The organism is Bradyrhizobium sp. CCGB01 (genome assembly GCF_024199795.1).
Taxonomy (GTDB): Bacteria; Pseudomonadota; Alphaproteobacteria; order Rhizobiales; family Xanthobacteraceae; genus Bradyrhizobium.
This window is the reverse complement of the sequence record NZ_JANADK010000001.1, coordinates 4,966,407-4,980,741: the sequence shown is the minus strand read 5'-3', so window position 1 is coordinate 4,980,741 and position 14,335 is coordinate 4,966,407. Positions and strand designations below refer to the sequence as shown.

The following is a 14,335-nucleotide window of genomic DNA, read 5'->3' as shown; positions in this document are numbered from 1 at the left end:
CGGAAAGGTGACAGACTCAAGGCGATGGAACCAGAGGTGCTAATCGTCGCATTCGCCATGACAAGGCAAGCCCAGAGGAGACCGATCGAGATATCGCCGCGCACGCCGTCCTGATGGCGCAGCCCTACCTGACCCGTCGACCGGCGGCCGTGTCCCGGAAGCTGGCCAGCGTTCCCGGCGATGTGAACCATCGTCCAGTCCGCTGCCGCTCAACCCGGCACCCTGACACCCCACCGTTCCGCTTTGTCGCTTTAGGTGCGAAAACGGTTCGGTTCAGACTTGGCGCGGTCGAGGATTTTTCATATGTGGCGTGGTAAGAAACCGGCAGGCGGCAGCCGAGGCCGGCCCAGGGCTGGCATCAAGGCTGGTCTCAAGTCTGGCCAAAAGACGGTCCCATAGCTCAACTGGATAGAGTAGCGGATTTCTACTCCGCGGGTTGCAGGTTCGAGTCCTGCTGGGATCGCCATTCATCGTTGGACTGACGATGCCTCAAGCCGATTTGCGGCATCGGATTCCCGCGCCCCTGCTTTGAGTCCGGGCCGCATGAGGCTCGGGACCCATCTCCCTGGATATCGGTACTGCGGGTCGACCTGTTCGACGCACAGTCCCCAATCGATCGGACATCACGAACGCGTGGGTACCCTCGCACCGGCCTTTCAACCCGGTAAACGAGACTTATGTAAGCGCCGGGCGACGTGCGCCCGATAAGGACTCCGATGCCGCTATCCGAGTGGACGAGAATGGCTATCGCATCTGCGGTGGCAATCGTCGCAATGTCGTACTTGGCGATCGACGCCGGCGTCGTGAACACCAGTGTCGTCACAAAGCGCATCGAGACGGCTCAGGCTTCCATCGTGGGCGCAGCGATGAGTCAGAATCACCTCGCCTTCGCCGTTCAGGCGTGGCCGCGTCGCGACCACCAGAAGCCGCGCTTGGAAGAATGCCTGGCGATCGATTGATCGCTGCGCCGCTCTGTCATGGCCTCGCACGTGCTCACCCTTCAAGGACCCGCTGACGTCTCGCCCACCACGCTGCAATCGCCGTAGTGAGATCCCCCCACAGCTCGGCCGGCAGGTCCGGCACAGCGACCCGGACGCTGTACTGATTCGTTGTCGCGTCGTGAAACCACTCGGTCGCGGCGAAATCGAATCCGAAGCTGCCGGCGTGGCGAATGGGGAAGCCTTCGCGGCTGAGGTCGCGGCTCATGTCTTCGGCGGCCTGCCGTGCGGTCGCCTCATTGAGCGCGTGCCTGCCGCAGAGCGTGACATAGAGGCCGTGGGTGAAATGCAATTCGGCCGAGAGCGAGGCCAGCTCCGAGGCGAAATATCGCGCCATATGGCGGCCGTTGCGCAGGATCGCGGCGACACGCTTTCTCGTTAACGCCCAATAGGCCTTCGTGCCCACGAACGGCGGAAAATGCGCCGGCAATGCCGCGCCGCCGAGAAGCCGCACCGCATTGCGGGTTTCCGCCGCCAGGCATTCGGACATCAAACCGTTTGCGTTGAGGTCCTTCCCACTCCAGCGCAGGAAGACCGCAGAACCGAGCCGGCCGTATTCCACCCCGAGCGAATCCAGCTTGTTATGGCTCCGCACCATCACGACGGGAATCCCGCATCGCCCTGCCCATCTCAGGACACGCCGGATGCGGCCCGATCTGCCGGCGAAACATGTCGTGTCGAAGATCAACAGATCGAGCGTCGATCCGTCGCAGCGCAAGGCCGCTTCGAACGCTCCGGCCGAGGCGCATGAATCCAGCAGCAGAATGCGCGGTGAGCCAGCCGGAGCGAACGCTTCGTCCAGCGGCAGCTTCAGCGTGACAAGCCGCAAATGAGGGACAAAGCGCTCGATCAGCTCCAGCGTCTCGCCGTAGGAGCCGGGCAGCACCAGAATATCGGCCTCGTCGATGATCTCCGCGGATGCGAGCAGCAGCGCCGAGATCGCGGCCATGCCGGAGGCGGTGTAGATCGCCTCGCTCCTGCAGCCCCCTTCGAGTTCGTAAAACGAGGGACCAAGCACCGTAAGGTCCGCGCGCTGGTAGTCGTAACTGAACGCGAAGGGTCCGCTGCTGGGACACGCCGCATGCGACCAGGCCGTCTCAGTGGCCTTCCAGTCATGCAGCGTGTGCTCCGCGCGCAGCGCGGCGGCGAGCTGGAATTTGGATGTCACGACCTCATCGACCGATCGCGGGCGAGCCATATGCAATGGACTTCTCAGGCAGTCGTTCAGCAGCCCGAGTTCACGATGTTTTCGCGCGAGATAGTCCTGAATTGTCTCCATGCGGACTCAAAGAACAATACAACTGACTGACAACGTTTCGGACGCGCCGCAGGTCCAGTAACGGCTCCTGCTGCAACGAAGATCGGTCATCGAAGTTGACACTGCACGAGGAGGACATGATGAGCGAAATCAGCTGCCCGACACATTGAGCCCCTTCGGGGGCCTTTTGTTTGTTCACGATCCGCCGCCGCTTCGTTCCCGAAGCACGAATCGAGATCGGCAAATCGACGCCCGAACAATTGTTAACGACACGTTTCAGCAGATCGAACGGGTCACGCGGACTCGCTCACGAGCACGGGCCGCAACCGGTACGCATCGATCGCAGCGTTCGACAGCAGCAGCCTGCGCCGCTCGCCGCGCAGCATCATGCGATCGATCCTGTTCAGGATGAAGCGGGCTGAATCCTCGTGCTCGCCCGTGAGCAAGCCGGATTGTTCGAGATATTTCCAGGCGATCTCGAACGCCTGTGCGCGCAACTCGGGGTCCGTCATCATCACCGGCCAACGTCGTCGCGGAACGGATGTTCCTCATCGCGCGATGTCAGGCGCAGCGAACCACGGCGCTACAAAATGCGAAGACGTCGTGGAACGACGTCACGACCGGCACGTTGGATGCAGCGAAACAGAGTGGTGCCGATCATCTGCCCCGGTCGGCTTTGAAGGGCCCCGTGCTTGTCCCCCGAGCACGGGGCTTTCTCATGCAGGCCAATTAGCTTCGCAAACCTCGGCCGACTATTGACGCGGGATTTCGCCGAGAACGCGGATCAGTCCGCCCGCTCGTCGCGCCGGTCGCGGGCAAGCTGATGCCAGGCCAGAGCCAATTGGATCAGCCTCTGCCGGTCGTCGCCGTCGGACGACGCCGCGGCCCGCTTCATCGCGGCCTCGGCTTCGTGCTGTGGGTCGTACTTGGGACACATGCGCCCAACCCTAACGACCGATATGGACGGGCGCATGGCAATTTCGTCCGTATGATTGCGGGGTGGTTTCTCGTCGTCCGGCCTCCCCCGGACCCATCTGTGAACTGCGTCACAGCCTGCGCCCGGCGTCTCGGCTAAACCGCGCCTCAACCGCTCGCACCGCCGCGAGCGGGCATGGGTGGTCCGTCATGACACAAGAAGCAGCCGAGGCTCACGTCCCGACGCAACGCGCAAGGCCCGACCTGTTCGGTGCCACGCTTCTCGCCACCATCGGCATCGTGATGCTGGCCTGGATCGCAGGCCTGGTCTGGGCGGCGATCGCGTTCTTCAACTGGCTGGTGTGAGGCGCGAACCGGTCAGCACCTCTTCGATAACCAACACTTTCGCCCACACAAAAAGAGGCGGGCCTGCGCCCGCCTCTTTGTTTCAGATCTTGCTTGGAGCCTCAGTAGCAAGCGCGAGGGTCGGCCTGCACATACTGGCCGCTCGGATAGCGGTAGTAGCAGTTGCCCTGGGCCAGATAGTAGCCGGGGCGCGAGGCAGCCGTCGCGCCGGCGATCGCACCGGTCGCGCCGCCGATCACGGCACCCGCGGCCGCACCCGAGGCGTTGCCCGAAATCAGGCCGCCCAGCACGCCGCCGACAATGGCACCGCCAAGCGCGCTCGCGCCGGGATCAGCCGGCGGCGGAGGCGGCGGCGGTTCGTAGGCGACAGGCGGGGCATAGGCCACCGGCACGTCGTCGTAATAGTCGTCCGAGATGTAGGCAGGCGGGCCGGCCATCCGCTGCGGATAATAATACCAGACACCGCCGACATCCCACCACCAGCCGGAGCGGCCGTTGCGGACCTCGTGGCGCCAGCGTCCGCCATCCCAGGCGCGATTGCCGCGATAGGCGTGACCGCCCCAGTCGCGCTGCGGCGCGGGCCCGCGGGCATAGTTACGGCCGGGCGGCGGGCCGCCGGCATTTTGCGGACGCGGACCTCGATCGGCACCCGGACCGGGACCGCCGGCATGGGGCGGGCCGCCGGGCTGTACGCCAGGCTGTGCCTGGGGCCGAGCTGCCTGCTGCGGCGGCGGGCCCTTGCGCATGTTCTGGGGCGGCGCACCGGCGCCGGGCGCGCCCTGCGGCTGGGCCTGGGGCCTTGGCGGCAACGAATCCTGGGCCTGCGCCGACAGCGCGACCAAGGACATGGCCGAAACCAAGGGAATGATGATCTTCATGCGGCTGGACGCACTCATGCGTGCTTGACCCCCTACTCTCTCGATTGCCGTGGTCCCTGCGCGAATAGACGATTCGCCTCGCGCTGGGCTGATGCCGGCTGACATAACAGACCTGCTTTGGCAGGCCCTGTCCCGTTACAAATGTTTAAGATCACGGCAATTTTTGGCCCCGGAGGGCTGCAGAGGGCCGTACTGGAGCGGTTCTAGCGGGCCGGTTCGATCACGTTGCAGTTGGTCCGTCCCGACATCAGGCAGTCCTGCATCTTGCTGGCCGAGGTGAGATCGCGGGCGAGCCACCAGCCGACGCCGAGGATCACGATCGCGATGATCAATCCGGCAATCGCGCCACGGCGGTTGTCGCCGGATTGAGGTTGTGCGCGGGATTTGGGCTTTTCGCCCGGTTCGGGCTTGGACTCAGGCTTGGACATGACTGACTGATCACAGGGATGAGCGGCTTTACCACCTCTGCGACGTGGCGTCACATTCCGCTCAGCCTCGGGTCGGCCGGATCAGATCCTTGCGCGAGGTTTCGACCGCCGGGGTGCCCCGCGGTGCGCAGGTCGTGACTACGAATGCGGTCTGCGTGCATTCCCAGTCGGTGCCCAGAACAGCGCTTTCGATCGGTTGTGGGCGGGCGAAAAGCAGCGCGGCGCCGGCCACGGCGACCGCCGCGACGGCGATTGCCAGCGCCCTCGGGCTCAGTCGGAAATTCGTCATGCCCGTGCTCCGTCTCGTATCCGGGGCGGACGCTAGGCGCCGCTCCGCGTGGTCCCTTATGAGGGACATCACAATTCGGCAGTTTTTCGGGGCTACGAGAGATCGTCGGGGCTGGCGATTTTTCGTCTACCTGATCGGCTGCGATTATGGGTGGCTTCGCGACGCGCGCCGATGTACACGCTCTTGCGTCGCGTGGCGCCCGCTATGCCCAGCCGACGTACCAACTGGCAATGATGTAGGATCGGAAGCGAGGAAGACAAGGCTCGTCGATGAGTGGATTCAGGGAACCCGGCTTCGCAGACCGGCAAAAGGCGGCGCAGGACGCACGCAAAAATCTTTTGAACAAATTCAAGTCGCAGCCCGGGCAAGACGACCCGGCGGTAGCGGCACGTCGTGCCGAGCGCGAGGCGCTCGCGGCCAAGCGTGCCGAGGTAAAGGCCGCGCGCGAAGCCGAAAAGGCCGAGCAGAAGCGCGCCGCGGAAGAAGCTGCCGCCGCCGAAGCCGCGCGCATCGCACGCGAAGCGGAAGAAGCGATCGCCAGGCAGGCAGAACTCGAGGCCGAGCAGAAGGCCAAGCGTGACGCCCGCTACGCGGCCCGCAAGGCCAAGCGGAAGTAACGTTCGCAAGTCACGTTCAATTGAAATTGAACCGGGCATCGCTGGGGTGGTCGATGTGACCGCCCCAGGACTGCTCAGCGCGCGCGTCAGCCTGTCATGACGTCGTGACGACCGCGGAAGATCAATTCTTCTTCATCATCCCGTCGTCTTTCTTCATCCCGTCCTTCGACATGTGGTCCTTCTTCATGCCGTCGTCCTTGGACATGGTGTCCTTCTTCATGCCGTCCTTGGACATCGTGTCCTTCTTCATCATGCCGTCGTCCTTGCCCATCTTGTCCTGAGCAAAAGCGGCCGGCGACAGCGCGAGGCCAAGCGACAGAGCGGCAGCGGAGACGCCGAGCACGATGCGGGTGCGAATGGTCATGTGATCTTCCCTTCGAGATGATGTTTGTCAGCGACGGACGCCGCTATCTAATCTCGACGGATTGCCCGCTGGCGTTGTTACGCCTCGGCTGACAAAATTTCTGCGGGCTCCTCGTCGTCCATCGTTCGGAATAGCCACGGGATCGGGATGTGTGCAGCGCAGCAAGATCGGCACTTGCCGCGGCATTCGGTCTCGAACTATCAGACTAGAGAACATCCACTCAAAGACCGGCTAGGATAGGCCTACGCGCAGGTCTCAGAGACTTGACCCAATCACACCAACAAGAACAGTCGAAAGACCAGTCCAAGGGGATCACACCATGCTCACGCGCCGTCACCTGATCGCGACCGCCGTCGCCGCACCCGCCATTCTCCGCTTCGGCACCGGTACCGCGCATGCCGCGACCACGCTGAAGATCTCGCATCAATTCCCGGGCGGCACCATCGACAAGGGCGATTTCCGCGACCGCCTCTGCCGCATGTTCGCCGCCGAAGTCGCCAAGCGCAGCAAGGGCGACATCGCCGCGGAGATCTATCCGAACTCCTCGCTGATCAAGACCAACGCGCAGTTCTCCGCGATGCGCAAGGGCGCGCTCGACATCAGCCTCTATCCGATGCCTTACGCCGGCGGCGAATTGCCGGAGACCAATATCGGCCTGATGCCGGGCCTCGTGACCACCTACGACCAGGGCCTGCGCTGGAAGAAGGAGCCGGTCGGCAAGGCGCTGACGGACTTCCTCGCCGACAAGGGCATCATCCTGCTCACCTGGGTCTGGCAGGCCGGCGGCGTCGCCAGCCGCTCCAAGCCGATCGTCGCGCCCGAAGACGCCAAGGGCATGAAGGTGCGCGGCGGCTCGCGCGAGATGGACATGGTGCTGCAGACCGCGGGCGCCTCGGTGCTGTCGGTGCCCTCGAACGAAATCTACGCAGCGATGCAGACCGGCGCCTGCGATGCCGGCATCACCTCCTCGACCAGCCTGATCTCGTTCCGGCTCGAAGAGGTCGCGAAGTCGTTGACCTCGGGCGCGGGCGCCTCCTACTGGTTCATGCTCGAGCCGCTGATGATGTCGAAGGCGATCTTCGACAAGCTGCCGAAGAACCAGCAGGACATCCTGCTCACCGTCGGCACCGAGCTCGAGGCCTTCGGCCGCAAGGGTGCGCAGGATGACGACGTCGAGGTCGCCAAGGTCTACGAGAAGGCCGGCGCCAAGGTCTCGGCGCTCGACGCCGCCACCGTCGGCAAGTGGCGCGACATCGCCCGCGACACCGCGTGGAAGGACTACAGCGCCAAGACCGCGACCGCGGCGAATTTGCTCAAGCTCGCCACAGACGTCGCGGCATGAGCCACGGTCCGCTTCCGGATCGTGATGACCTCGAGGCCGCTGCCGCAAGGACCGGCCTTGCGGCGGCGATCGATCGCAGTCTCGCCATCCTCAACAGCATCATCGTGGTGTTCGCCGCGATCGCGCTGGTCGCGGCCTGCGCCATCCTGAGCTACAGCGTGCTCAGCCGCGCGCTGTTCAAGGCCGCCAATTACTGGCAGGACGAGGCCGCAGTGTTCCTCCTGGTCGGCGCCACCTTCATGACGGCGGCCTATGTGCAGCAGAACCGCGGTCATATCGGCATCGAGGCCTTTGTCGGCCTGCTGTCGCCGCTCGCGAACCGGATCAGACTCTGGCTGGTCGATGTCGCGACATTCCTGTTCTGCGCCTTCTTCACCTGGAAGTCCTGGACGCTGGCTCATGAAGCCTATGTCGACGGCCAGGTCTCGAACTCGATGTGGTCGCCGCCGCTCGCCATTCCCTACTCGCTGATGGCGCTGGGGATGAGCCTGCTCTGCGTCCAGATCCTCGTGCAGCTTGCGCTGCCCTTCGCAGGAGCCAGGCGTCCATGAGCGTTTTCGGTATCGGCCTCGCCTACGGAATCGCGACGCTGGTCATCATGTTCTCGGGCATGCCGATCGCATTCGCGCTCGGTGCGGTCGCGGTCGTGTTCATGGGCATCTACATGCCCGCCGCCTCGCTGGATACGGTGACCCAGAACGTCTACGAGGAAATGGCCTCGATCACGCTGCTGTCGATCCCGCTCTTCATCCTGAAGGGCGCCGCGATCGGCAAATCGCGCGCCGGCCAGGATCTCTATTCGGCCCTGCATGCCTGGCTGCATCGCGTCCCCGGCGGCCTCGGCGTCGCCAACGTGTTCGCCTGCGCGCTGTTTGCGGCGATGGCGGGCTCGAGCCCAGCGACCTGTTCGGCGATCGGCTCGGCCGGCATCCCCGAGATGCGCAAGCGCGGCTATTCCGGCGGGTTTGCCGCCGGCATCATCGCGGCGGGCGGCACGCTCGGCATTCTGCTGCCGCCCTCGATCACCATGATCCTGTTCGCGGTCGCCGCCGAAAAATCGCTCGGCCGGCTGTTCCTGGCCGGTATCGGCCCCGGCCTGCTGCTGGTCTCGCTGTTCGGCTTCTATGCGGTGTACCGATTCCGGCGGGAATATGCCGCTGCCGAAGCAGTCTTCAAGAATGGCGGCCCGGAAGCTGCGATCCTCGCCCGCGACGAGTACACGCTCGCCGAACGCTTCAGCGTGCTGCCGCGCGTGATCCCCTTCGTGCTGCTGCTCACCGGCGTCATGATCGCGCTCTATGGCGGCTACGCCACGCCGTCGGAGACCGCCGGCCTCGGCGGCTTGCTGGCGCTGGCGCTGATCGCGGCGATCTACAGCGTGTGGCGGCCGAGCGACCTCGCCCCGATCATGAAATCGACGATCCGGGAATCGACCATGCTGATGATGATCATCGGCATGTCGCTGCTCTATTCTTACGTGATGAGCTATCTGCACATCTCGCAATCGGTCGCCGAATCCATCGTCGCGATGCACCTGCCGCGCTGGGAATTGCTGTTCGCGATCCTCGTCATGGTGGTCGTGCTCGGCTTCTTCCTGCCGCCGGTGTCGATCATTCTGATGACCGCGCCGATCATCCTGCCGCCGCTCCGCGCCGCCAATTTCGACATCATCTGGTTCGGCGTGGTGATGACCATCGTGATGGAGATGGGGCTGATCCATCCACCCGTCGGCCTCAACATCTTCGTCATCCGCAACGTCGCGCCGGATATTCCCCTGCGCGAGGTGATCTGGGGCACGCTGCCGTTCGTGCTGCTGATGATGCTCGCGGTGCTGCTGCTGTGCTTCGTGCCCGAGATCTCGACCGGGCTGCCGGATCTCGTGATGGGGCCGGACGGGAGCAGGTAGCGGCAATCACAGGTGCCGTAGGGTGGATTAGCCGAAGGCGTAATCCACCTCTTCTGTTTCCTTGGAGACCAACAGCGGTGGGTTACGCCTTCCGACTGCGCTTTGCGCAGCCGCAAGGCTAACCCACCCTACGATTCCTACCACTAGCTCTTTCGCCGCGACCGCGGTGCGATCGCCACCACCTGCAGCAGATCCTTTCGCACGGCCTCGATATGCCGTTCCAAAAACCGGCAGGCCTCCTCGACCTTCTGTGCGCGGCAGAGCGCGATCAGATGGGCGTGCTCCTTCTCGGCCGTCCCCATCGCCTTGGTGTTGGAGAGCTGGAGGCGCGTGTAGCGGTCGCTGGTCTGGAGCAATGACAGCACGATCGCGCGCGTGCGCGGCTGCGGGGCGTGCATGTAGAGCGCGAGGTGGAAGTCGGCGTTGAGCTGCCCCCAGTCGCTGACATTCTTCGCCTTGATTGCCTTCTCGAACTGCCTGTGGATGTCGTCGAGCGCATCGAAATCGTCCGCGGAGAAACCCGGCGCCGACTGCGCCAGCAGGCGCGGCTCCAGGATGCAGCGCAGGTCGAACACGTCGTTGATTTCGTCCAGCGACAGTTCAGAAACAATGGCACCCTTCTGCGGCACGATCCGCACCAGGCCTTCGGCCTCGAGCTGGAACAGCGCCTCGCGCACGGGGATGCGGCTGACGCCGTAGGCCTCGCCGAGTGCATCCTGGCGCAGCTGAGAGCCTGCCGGATAGGTGCCGTCGAGGATCGCCTGCCGGAGCTGGTCCACGATCGCAGCCGACAGCGTACGATGCTTCAGAGGCTGTTTCATCTGACCTTCCGTTGTCCTTCCCGACTCATCGGCGTGAAGCGGTCCCTCTCTTGCATGGTGAGGCGCCCGGCAAAAGCCAAATAGCCCCACAAGCCGTGTGCCCAGCAAAAGCGCGTCCTGCCGCCGAAATGACCGCAATCTCTGTTTGACACCCAAAATGTATAAATTATACATTTGACTTTAGCACGACAATTCTCAGGGGTTGGGGCCTCCTTCATGATCGAGCAGACGATGCCGGCCACGCCCGCATTCAGCGTTCGACGCTTGATCGTCCGCGCGTCCAGCGCCCTGCTCGCCGTCGAACGCGTCGCGCTGATGGGCCTGATGTACCTGCTCACCGGCCTGATCCTGGTGAACGTCGTTACCCGCTACGCGCGCTTCCCGATCTACTGGATCGACGAATCCGCGGTCTATTGCGTGGTCTGGCTGACCTTCGTCGGCGCCTCCGCAATGACGCGACTGCGGCTCGATTTCGCGGTGACGATGCTCACCGAGCGTCTCTCGCCGCAGCATCAGAAGATTGCAAAGGTGATCTCGACCGGCCTCGTCGTCGTGTTCGGCGTCGCCTTGATCGTCACCTGCGTGCTCTGGATGGATCCGATTGGCCTTGCCCGCGCCGGCTTCGACGGGCGCAAGCTCGCCGCCGAAACCTTCAACTTCCTCTACACCGAGCACACCCAGACGCTGAACTGGCCGACCTGGGTGCTCTATCTGACGCTGCCGATCTTCGCGGTGTCGATGACCGTTCACGGTCTCGCCAATCTGCTGGAAGATCTCGAGCTGGTCCCGCGCACGCCGCCGAAGGGCTTCCAGCTCTCCGAACTCGACGGGGTCAACTGATGATCACGTCGGCCGCCTTCGTCGCGATCATGCTGGTCGGCGTGCCGATCGGCCTCTGCCTATGCCTCGCCGGCCTCGTCTATATCGCGGCATCAGGCAATCCGGTGCTGTTCCAGTCCTATCCGCTCCAGCTGTTCGGCGGTGTCGACAGCTATGGCCTGATCGCCATCCCGCTGTTCATCCTGATCGGCGAGATCATGAATGGCGGCGGCATCACGCGGCGCATCGTCGACATGGCGATGGCGTTCGTCGGCTCGCTCAAGGGCGGGCTCGCCTACGTCAACATCCTCGCCAACATGTTCATCTCCTCGATCCTGGGATCGGCGACCGCGCAGGTCGCGATCATGGCCCAGATCATGGTGCCGGAGATGGAGAAGAAGGGCTACGACAAGACCTTCGCGGCGGGCCTGACCGCCTATGGCGGCATGCTCGGCCCGATCATCCCGCCGTCGGTGATGTTCGTGGTCTACAGCGTGCTCGCGCAGGTCTCGGTCAGCGACATGCTGATCGCCGGCATCGTGCCGGGCGTGATCCTCACCGTGATGTTCTGCCTCGTCATCGCGCTGATGGGCTACGTCTACAATTACCCACGCGCGGACTATCAGACGCCGCGCCAGCGCGTCACGACAATCCTGCGGACGTCACCCACCCTGTTGATTCCGATCGTCATCGTCGGCACCATCCTCAGTGGGCTCGCCAACGCGACGGAATCGGCCGCCGTCGGCGCGGTCGCCGCCGCGCTCGTCGGAAAATACTGGACCAGGGAATTCGAGTTCTCGCAGCTGCCGCAGATGATGCTGCGCAGCGCGATCTATTCGGCGATCGTGCTGTTCCTGGTGGCGGCCGCCGCCGTGTTTTCCTGGGTCCTGATCTTCGGCAAGGTGCCGCAGGAAACCGCCGGCTGGATCCAGTCCGTCGCCAGGGACCCGGTCAGCTTCATGCTGATCTGCAACGTCATCCTGCTGATCATCGGCACGGTGATCGACGGCATCCCCGGCCTGATCATGACGGTGCCGATCCTGCTGCCGGTCGCAACCGATGTCTACCACATCGACCCCCGGCATTTCGGCGTCGTGGTGGTGATCAACCTCGTGCTCGGCCTGCTGTCGCCGCCGGTCGGGCTCTGCTTCTTCGTTGCAGCCGCCGTCACCGGCGCCAAGCCCGGCAAGATGTTCATGGTGACGCTGCCGTTCTTCGTCATCTCCTGCGTCCTGCTCGTGCTGCTCTCGCTCTATCCCTCGCTCTCGCTGATCCTCATCAAATAGGCCCGTCCAGAAGGAAGCCCGACCATGCCGCTTTCACGCCGCCGCTTTCTCGCCGCCAGCGCCGCCGCATCGGTGTTTGCGCCGTCGCTCGCGCTCGCCCAGGCCAAGGAATTCCGCCTCGGCCTGATCACGCCGAACGGCCACTCCTGGAACAAGGCCGCGCTCAAATTCGGCGACGATCTCAAGGCCGCCACCAGCGGCCGCCTGAGCCTGACCGTGTTCCACTCCGGCCAGCTCGGCAACGAGCCGGCGATGATGCAGCAATTGCAGTCCGGCGCGCTCGACATGGGCTTCATCCAGGCCGCCGAGCTCGGCTCGCGCGTGCCGCACATCGCCGCAATCAACGCGCCCTATATCGTCCGCTCGACGCCCGCGGTCGCCAAATTCGTGCGGCATCCGGCGGCGGTGAAACTGTTCGAGGTCCTGCCGCAGGAGACCGGAACGATCGGGCTCGGCTGGGGCATCACCGGCATGCGCGCGGTGTTCTCGTCGAAGGATTTGAATTCGCTCGCCGACATCAAGGGCATGAAGCTGCGTATCAACCCGACGCCGGTCTACCGCGATTTCTATTCCTCGCTGGGCGCCGCGCCGACGCCGATCCCGACGCCGCAGGTGTTCGACGCGATGGCGAACGGTCAGGTCGACGGCCTCGAGGCCGATCTCGAATTCTCCTGGAACCAGCGCTTCGACAAGGTGTCGAAGGTGATCCTTCAGATGAATGCCGTCTTCATGCCGATGGCCGCGGTCGTCTCGGGCCGGGTCTGGCAGTCGCTCCCCGCGGCCGACCGCGAGCTGATCGCCAAGACGGTGAAGGCGACGCTCGACGCGCAGATCGACGAGCTCGCCGGCAACGAGCCGGCACTGATCGAGAATTTCAAGAACGCGCCGATCCCGATCCGCCAGGTCCCGGCGGGCGACACCGAGGCCGTCATCGCCGAGTTCGACAAGATCTGGCTGCCGAAGGCACCTGTCCTCGCCGAATTGCGCAAGGTCGGCGCCACGCTCTGACCCCATCAGCCATCCTGTTCATAACAACCGGCGGATCCAGCCCCCCCGCCGGCAATACACCTGGAGTGAAAACCATGAGCCGCCGCGTTTCCTGGGAAGGCGTCTTCCCGGCCGTCACCACGCAATTCCACGACGATCTCTCGCTCGACATCGACGCGACTGCGAAAGTGATGGACGGGCTGATCCGCGACGGCGTCTCCGGTCTGATCGTCTGCGGCTCCGTCGGCGAGAACACCTCGCTGGAGCGCAAGGAGAAGGTTGCGATCATGGAGACGGCCAAGTCCGTCGCCGCGGGCCGCGTGCCCGTGCTGTGCGGCATCGCCGAATTCACCACGGCCTTCGCGGTCGAAACCGCGAAGGAAGCCGCGCGCGTCGGCATCGACGGCGTGATGGTGATGCCGGCCTTGGTCTATTCGTCCAAGCCGCACGAGACCGCCGCGCATTTCCGCGCCGTCGCCAGCGCGACCGACCTGCCCGTGATGCTCTACAACAATCCGCCGATCTACAAGAACGACGTCACACCCGACATCCTCGCCTCGCTCGCCGACGTCGAGACCGTCGTCTGCTTCAAGGATTCCTCCGGAGACACGCGCCGCTTCATCGACACCCGGAACATGGTCGGCGACCGCTTCGTGCTGTTCGCGGGCCTCGACGACGTCATCGTCGAGAGCATCGCCATGGGCGCCGTGGGCTGGGTCTCCGGCATGTCGAACGCCTTCCCGCGCGAGGGCGAGACGCTGTTCCGCCTGGCCAAGGCGGGACGCTTTGCCGAGGCGATGCCGATCTACGAATGGTTCATGCCGCTGTTGCACCTCGACGCTCGCCCGGACCTCGTCCAGTGCATCAAGCTGTGCGAGCACATCATGGGTCGCGGCACCGCGCTGACCCGCCCGCCCCGCCTGGCGCTGCTGCCGCAGGAGAAAGCCGAGGTCGAGGCCATGATGGCCAAGGCGCTCAAGAACCGGCCGCGCCTGCCGGACGTGGGCCTGAAGGCAGCCTGAAAACAGGTCTCGTAGGGTGGGCAAAGCGAAGCGTGCCCA

At 64.3% G+C, this 14,335-nt stretch carries 18 protein-coding genes and 1 tRNA gene; 11 read left to right on the top strand and 8 right to left on the bottom strand.

Features of this window, described 5'->3' with window-relative positions:
• The first annotated feature begins 389 nt into the window (after positions 1 to 389).
• Both NLM25_RS23010 and NLM25_RS23005 read left to right on the top strand, forming a co-directional pair.
• Positions 390 to 466, top strand: a tRNA-Arg gene (locus NLM25_RS23010).
• 307 nt (positions 467 to 773) lie between these two features.
• The gene (locus NLM25_RS23005; RefSeq protein WP_254141241.1) at positions 774 to 959 is read left to right on the top strand and encodes a hypothetical protein; all 186 of its coding nucleotides are present in this window, start codon (positions 774 to 776) and stop codon (positions 957 to 959) included.
• Positions 960 to 993: 34 nt separating this feature from the next.
• On the opposite strand, the gene NLM25_RS23000 is transcribed toward NLM25_RS23005, so the two are convergent.
• The 3 genes from NLM25_RS23000 to NLM25_RS22990 all read right to left on the bottom strand — a co-directional run bounded on the left by NLM25_RS23000 (position 994) and on the right by NLM25_RS22990 (position 3,193).
• Positions 994 to 2,277 (bottom strand): hypothetical protein, encoded by a 1,284-nt coding sequence (locus tag NLM25_RS23000; protein WP_254138498.1) that lies wholly within the window; start codon positions 2,275 to 2,277, stop codon positions 994 to 996.
• Between the two features lie 272 nt (positions 2,278 to 2,549).
• Positions 2,550 to 2,771 (bottom strand): hypothetical protein, encoded by a 222-nt coding sequence (locus NLM25_RS22995; protein WP_375166943.1) that lies wholly within the window; start codon positions 2,769 to 2,771, stop codon positions 2,550 to 2,552.
• A gap of 269 nt (positions 2,772 to 3,040) precedes the next feature.
• Complete coding sequence (locus NLM25_RS22990) at positions 3,041 to 3,193, bottom strand: hypothetical protein (protein ID WP_254138497.1); 153 nt, start codon at positions 3,191 to 3,193, stop codon at positions 3,041 to 3,043.
• Positions 3,194 to 3,381: 188 nt separating this feature from the next.
• Here NLM25_RS22990 and NLM25_RS22985 point away from each other — a divergent pair, with 188 nt between their 5' ends.
• Positions 3,382 to 3,537, top strand: a complete 156-nt coding sequence (locus NLM25_RS22985) for a hypothetical protein (protein WP_254138496.1) — start codon at positions 3,382 to 3,384, stop codon at positions 3,535 to 3,537.
• Positions 3,538 to 3,638: 101 nt separating this feature from the next.
• Here NLM25_RS22985 and NLM25_RS22980 read toward each other — a convergent pair whose 3' ends face one another.
• From NLM25_RS22980 to NLM25_RS22970, 3 genes are all read right to left on the bottom strand, one after another.
• Positions 3,639 to 4,433, bottom strand: coding sequence for a hypothetical protein (locus tag NLM25_RS22980; RefSeq protein ID WP_254138495.1), 795 nt, complete (start codon positions 4,431 to 4,433; stop codon positions 3,639 to 3,641).
• A gap of 185 nt (positions 4,434 to 4,618) precedes the next feature.
• Positions 4,619 to 4,843, bottom strand: a complete 225-nt coding sequence (locus NLM25_RS22975) for a hypothetical protein (protein WP_254138494.1) — start codon at positions 4,841 to 4,843, stop codon at positions 4,619 to 4,621.
• A gap of 61 nt (positions 4,844 to 4,904) precedes the next feature.
• Positions 4,905 to 5,132 (bottom strand): hypothetical protein, encoded by a 228-nt coding sequence (locus NLM25_RS22970; RefSeq protein WP_254119278.1) that lies wholly within the window; start codon positions 5,130 to 5,132, stop codon positions 4,905 to 4,907.
• Between the two features lie 269 nt (positions 5,133 to 5,401).
• Between NLM25_RS22970 and NLM25_RS22965 the strand changes: the two genes are divergently transcribed.
• A complete protein-coding gene (locus NLM25_RS22965; RefSeq protein ID WP_254138493.1) occupies positions 5,402 to 5,749 on the top strand; it encodes a DUF6481 family protein in 348 nt (115 codons plus the stop codon).
• Positions 5,750 to 5,870: 121 nt separating this feature from the next.
• Here the strand turns inward: NLM25_RS22965 and NLM25_RS22960 are convergent, their stop codons facing one another.
• Positions 5,871 to 6,113: a pentapeptide MXKDX repeat protein gene (locus tag NLM25_RS22960; RefSeq protein ID WP_028150975.1), complete on the bottom strand. Its 243-nt coding sequence runs from the start codon at positions 6,111 to 6,113 to the stop codon at positions 5,871 to 5,873.
• A 319-nt stretch (positions 6,114 to 6,432) separates the two neighbouring features.
• Here NLM25_RS22960 and dctP point away from each other — a divergent pair, with 319 nt between their 5' ends.
• From dctP to NLM25_RS22945, 3 genes are read left to right on the top strand one after another with little or no spacing between them, the layout of a single operon-like run.
• A complete protein-coding gene (dctP, locus tag NLM25_RS22955; RefSeq protein ID WP_254138492.1) occupies positions 6,433 to 7,455 on the top strand; it encodes a TRAP transporter substrate-binding protein DctP in 1,023 nt (340 codons plus the stop codon).
• On the top strand, positions 7,452 to 8,006 hold the full coding sequence (locus tag NLM25_RS22950) for a TRAP transporter small permease (RefSeq protein ID WP_254138491.1): 555 nt from the start codon (positions 7,452 to 7,454) through the stop codon (positions 8,004 to 8,006). The genes dctP and NLM25_RS22950 overlap by 4 nt, the downstream gene beginning before the upstream one ends.
• Positions 8,003 to 9,361 (top strand): TRAP transporter large permease, encoded by a 1,359-nt coding sequence (locus NLM25_RS22945; RefSeq protein WP_254119271.1) that lies wholly within the window; start codon positions 8,003 to 8,005, stop codon positions 9,359 to 9,361. The genes NLM25_RS22950 and NLM25_RS22945 overlap by 4 nt, the downstream gene beginning before the upstream one ends.
• A gap of 143 nt (positions 9,362 to 9,504) precedes the next feature.
• Here the strand turns inward: NLM25_RS22945 and NLM25_RS22940 are convergent, their stop codons facing one another.
• Positions 9,505 to 10,182, bottom strand: coding sequence for a GntR family transcriptional regulator (locus NLM25_RS22940; protein ID WP_254138490.1), 678 nt, complete (start codon positions 10,180 to 10,182; stop codon positions 9,505 to 9,507).
• Positions 10,183 to 10,413: 231 nt separating this feature from the next.
• Here NLM25_RS22940 and NLM25_RS22935 point away from each other — a divergent pair, with 231 nt between their 5' ends.
• The 4 genes from NLM25_RS22935 to NLM25_RS22920 all read left to right on the top strand — a co-directional run bounded on the left by NLM25_RS22935 (position 10,414) and on the right by NLM25_RS22920 (position 14,296).
• Complete coding sequence (locus tag NLM25_RS22935; protein WP_375167886.1) at positions 10,414 to 11,022, top strand: TRAP transporter small permease; 609 nt, start codon at positions 10,414 to 10,416, stop codon at positions 11,020 to 11,022.
• Entirely contained in the window at positions 11,022 to 12,287 is a 1,266-nt protein-coding gene (locus tag NLM25_RS22930) for a TRAP transporter large permease (RefSeq protein WP_254119266.1), read from the top strand. Before NLM25_RS22935 ends, NLM25_RS22930 begins: the two co-directional genes overlap by 1 nt.
• Positions 12,288 to 12,311: 24 nt before the next feature.
• A complete protein-coding gene (locus tag NLM25_RS22925) occupies positions 12,312 to 13,295 on the top strand; it encodes a TRAP transporter substrate-binding protein (RefSeq protein ID WP_254119264.1) in 984 nt (327 codons plus the stop codon).
• Between the two features lie 74 nt (positions 13,296 to 13,369).
• Entirely contained in the window at positions 13,370 to 14,296 is a 927-nt protein-coding gene (locus tag NLM25_RS22920) for a dihydrodipicolinate synthase family protein (RefSeq protein ID WP_254138488.1), read from the top strand.
• Positions 14,297 to 14,335 lie beyond the last annotated feature (39 nt).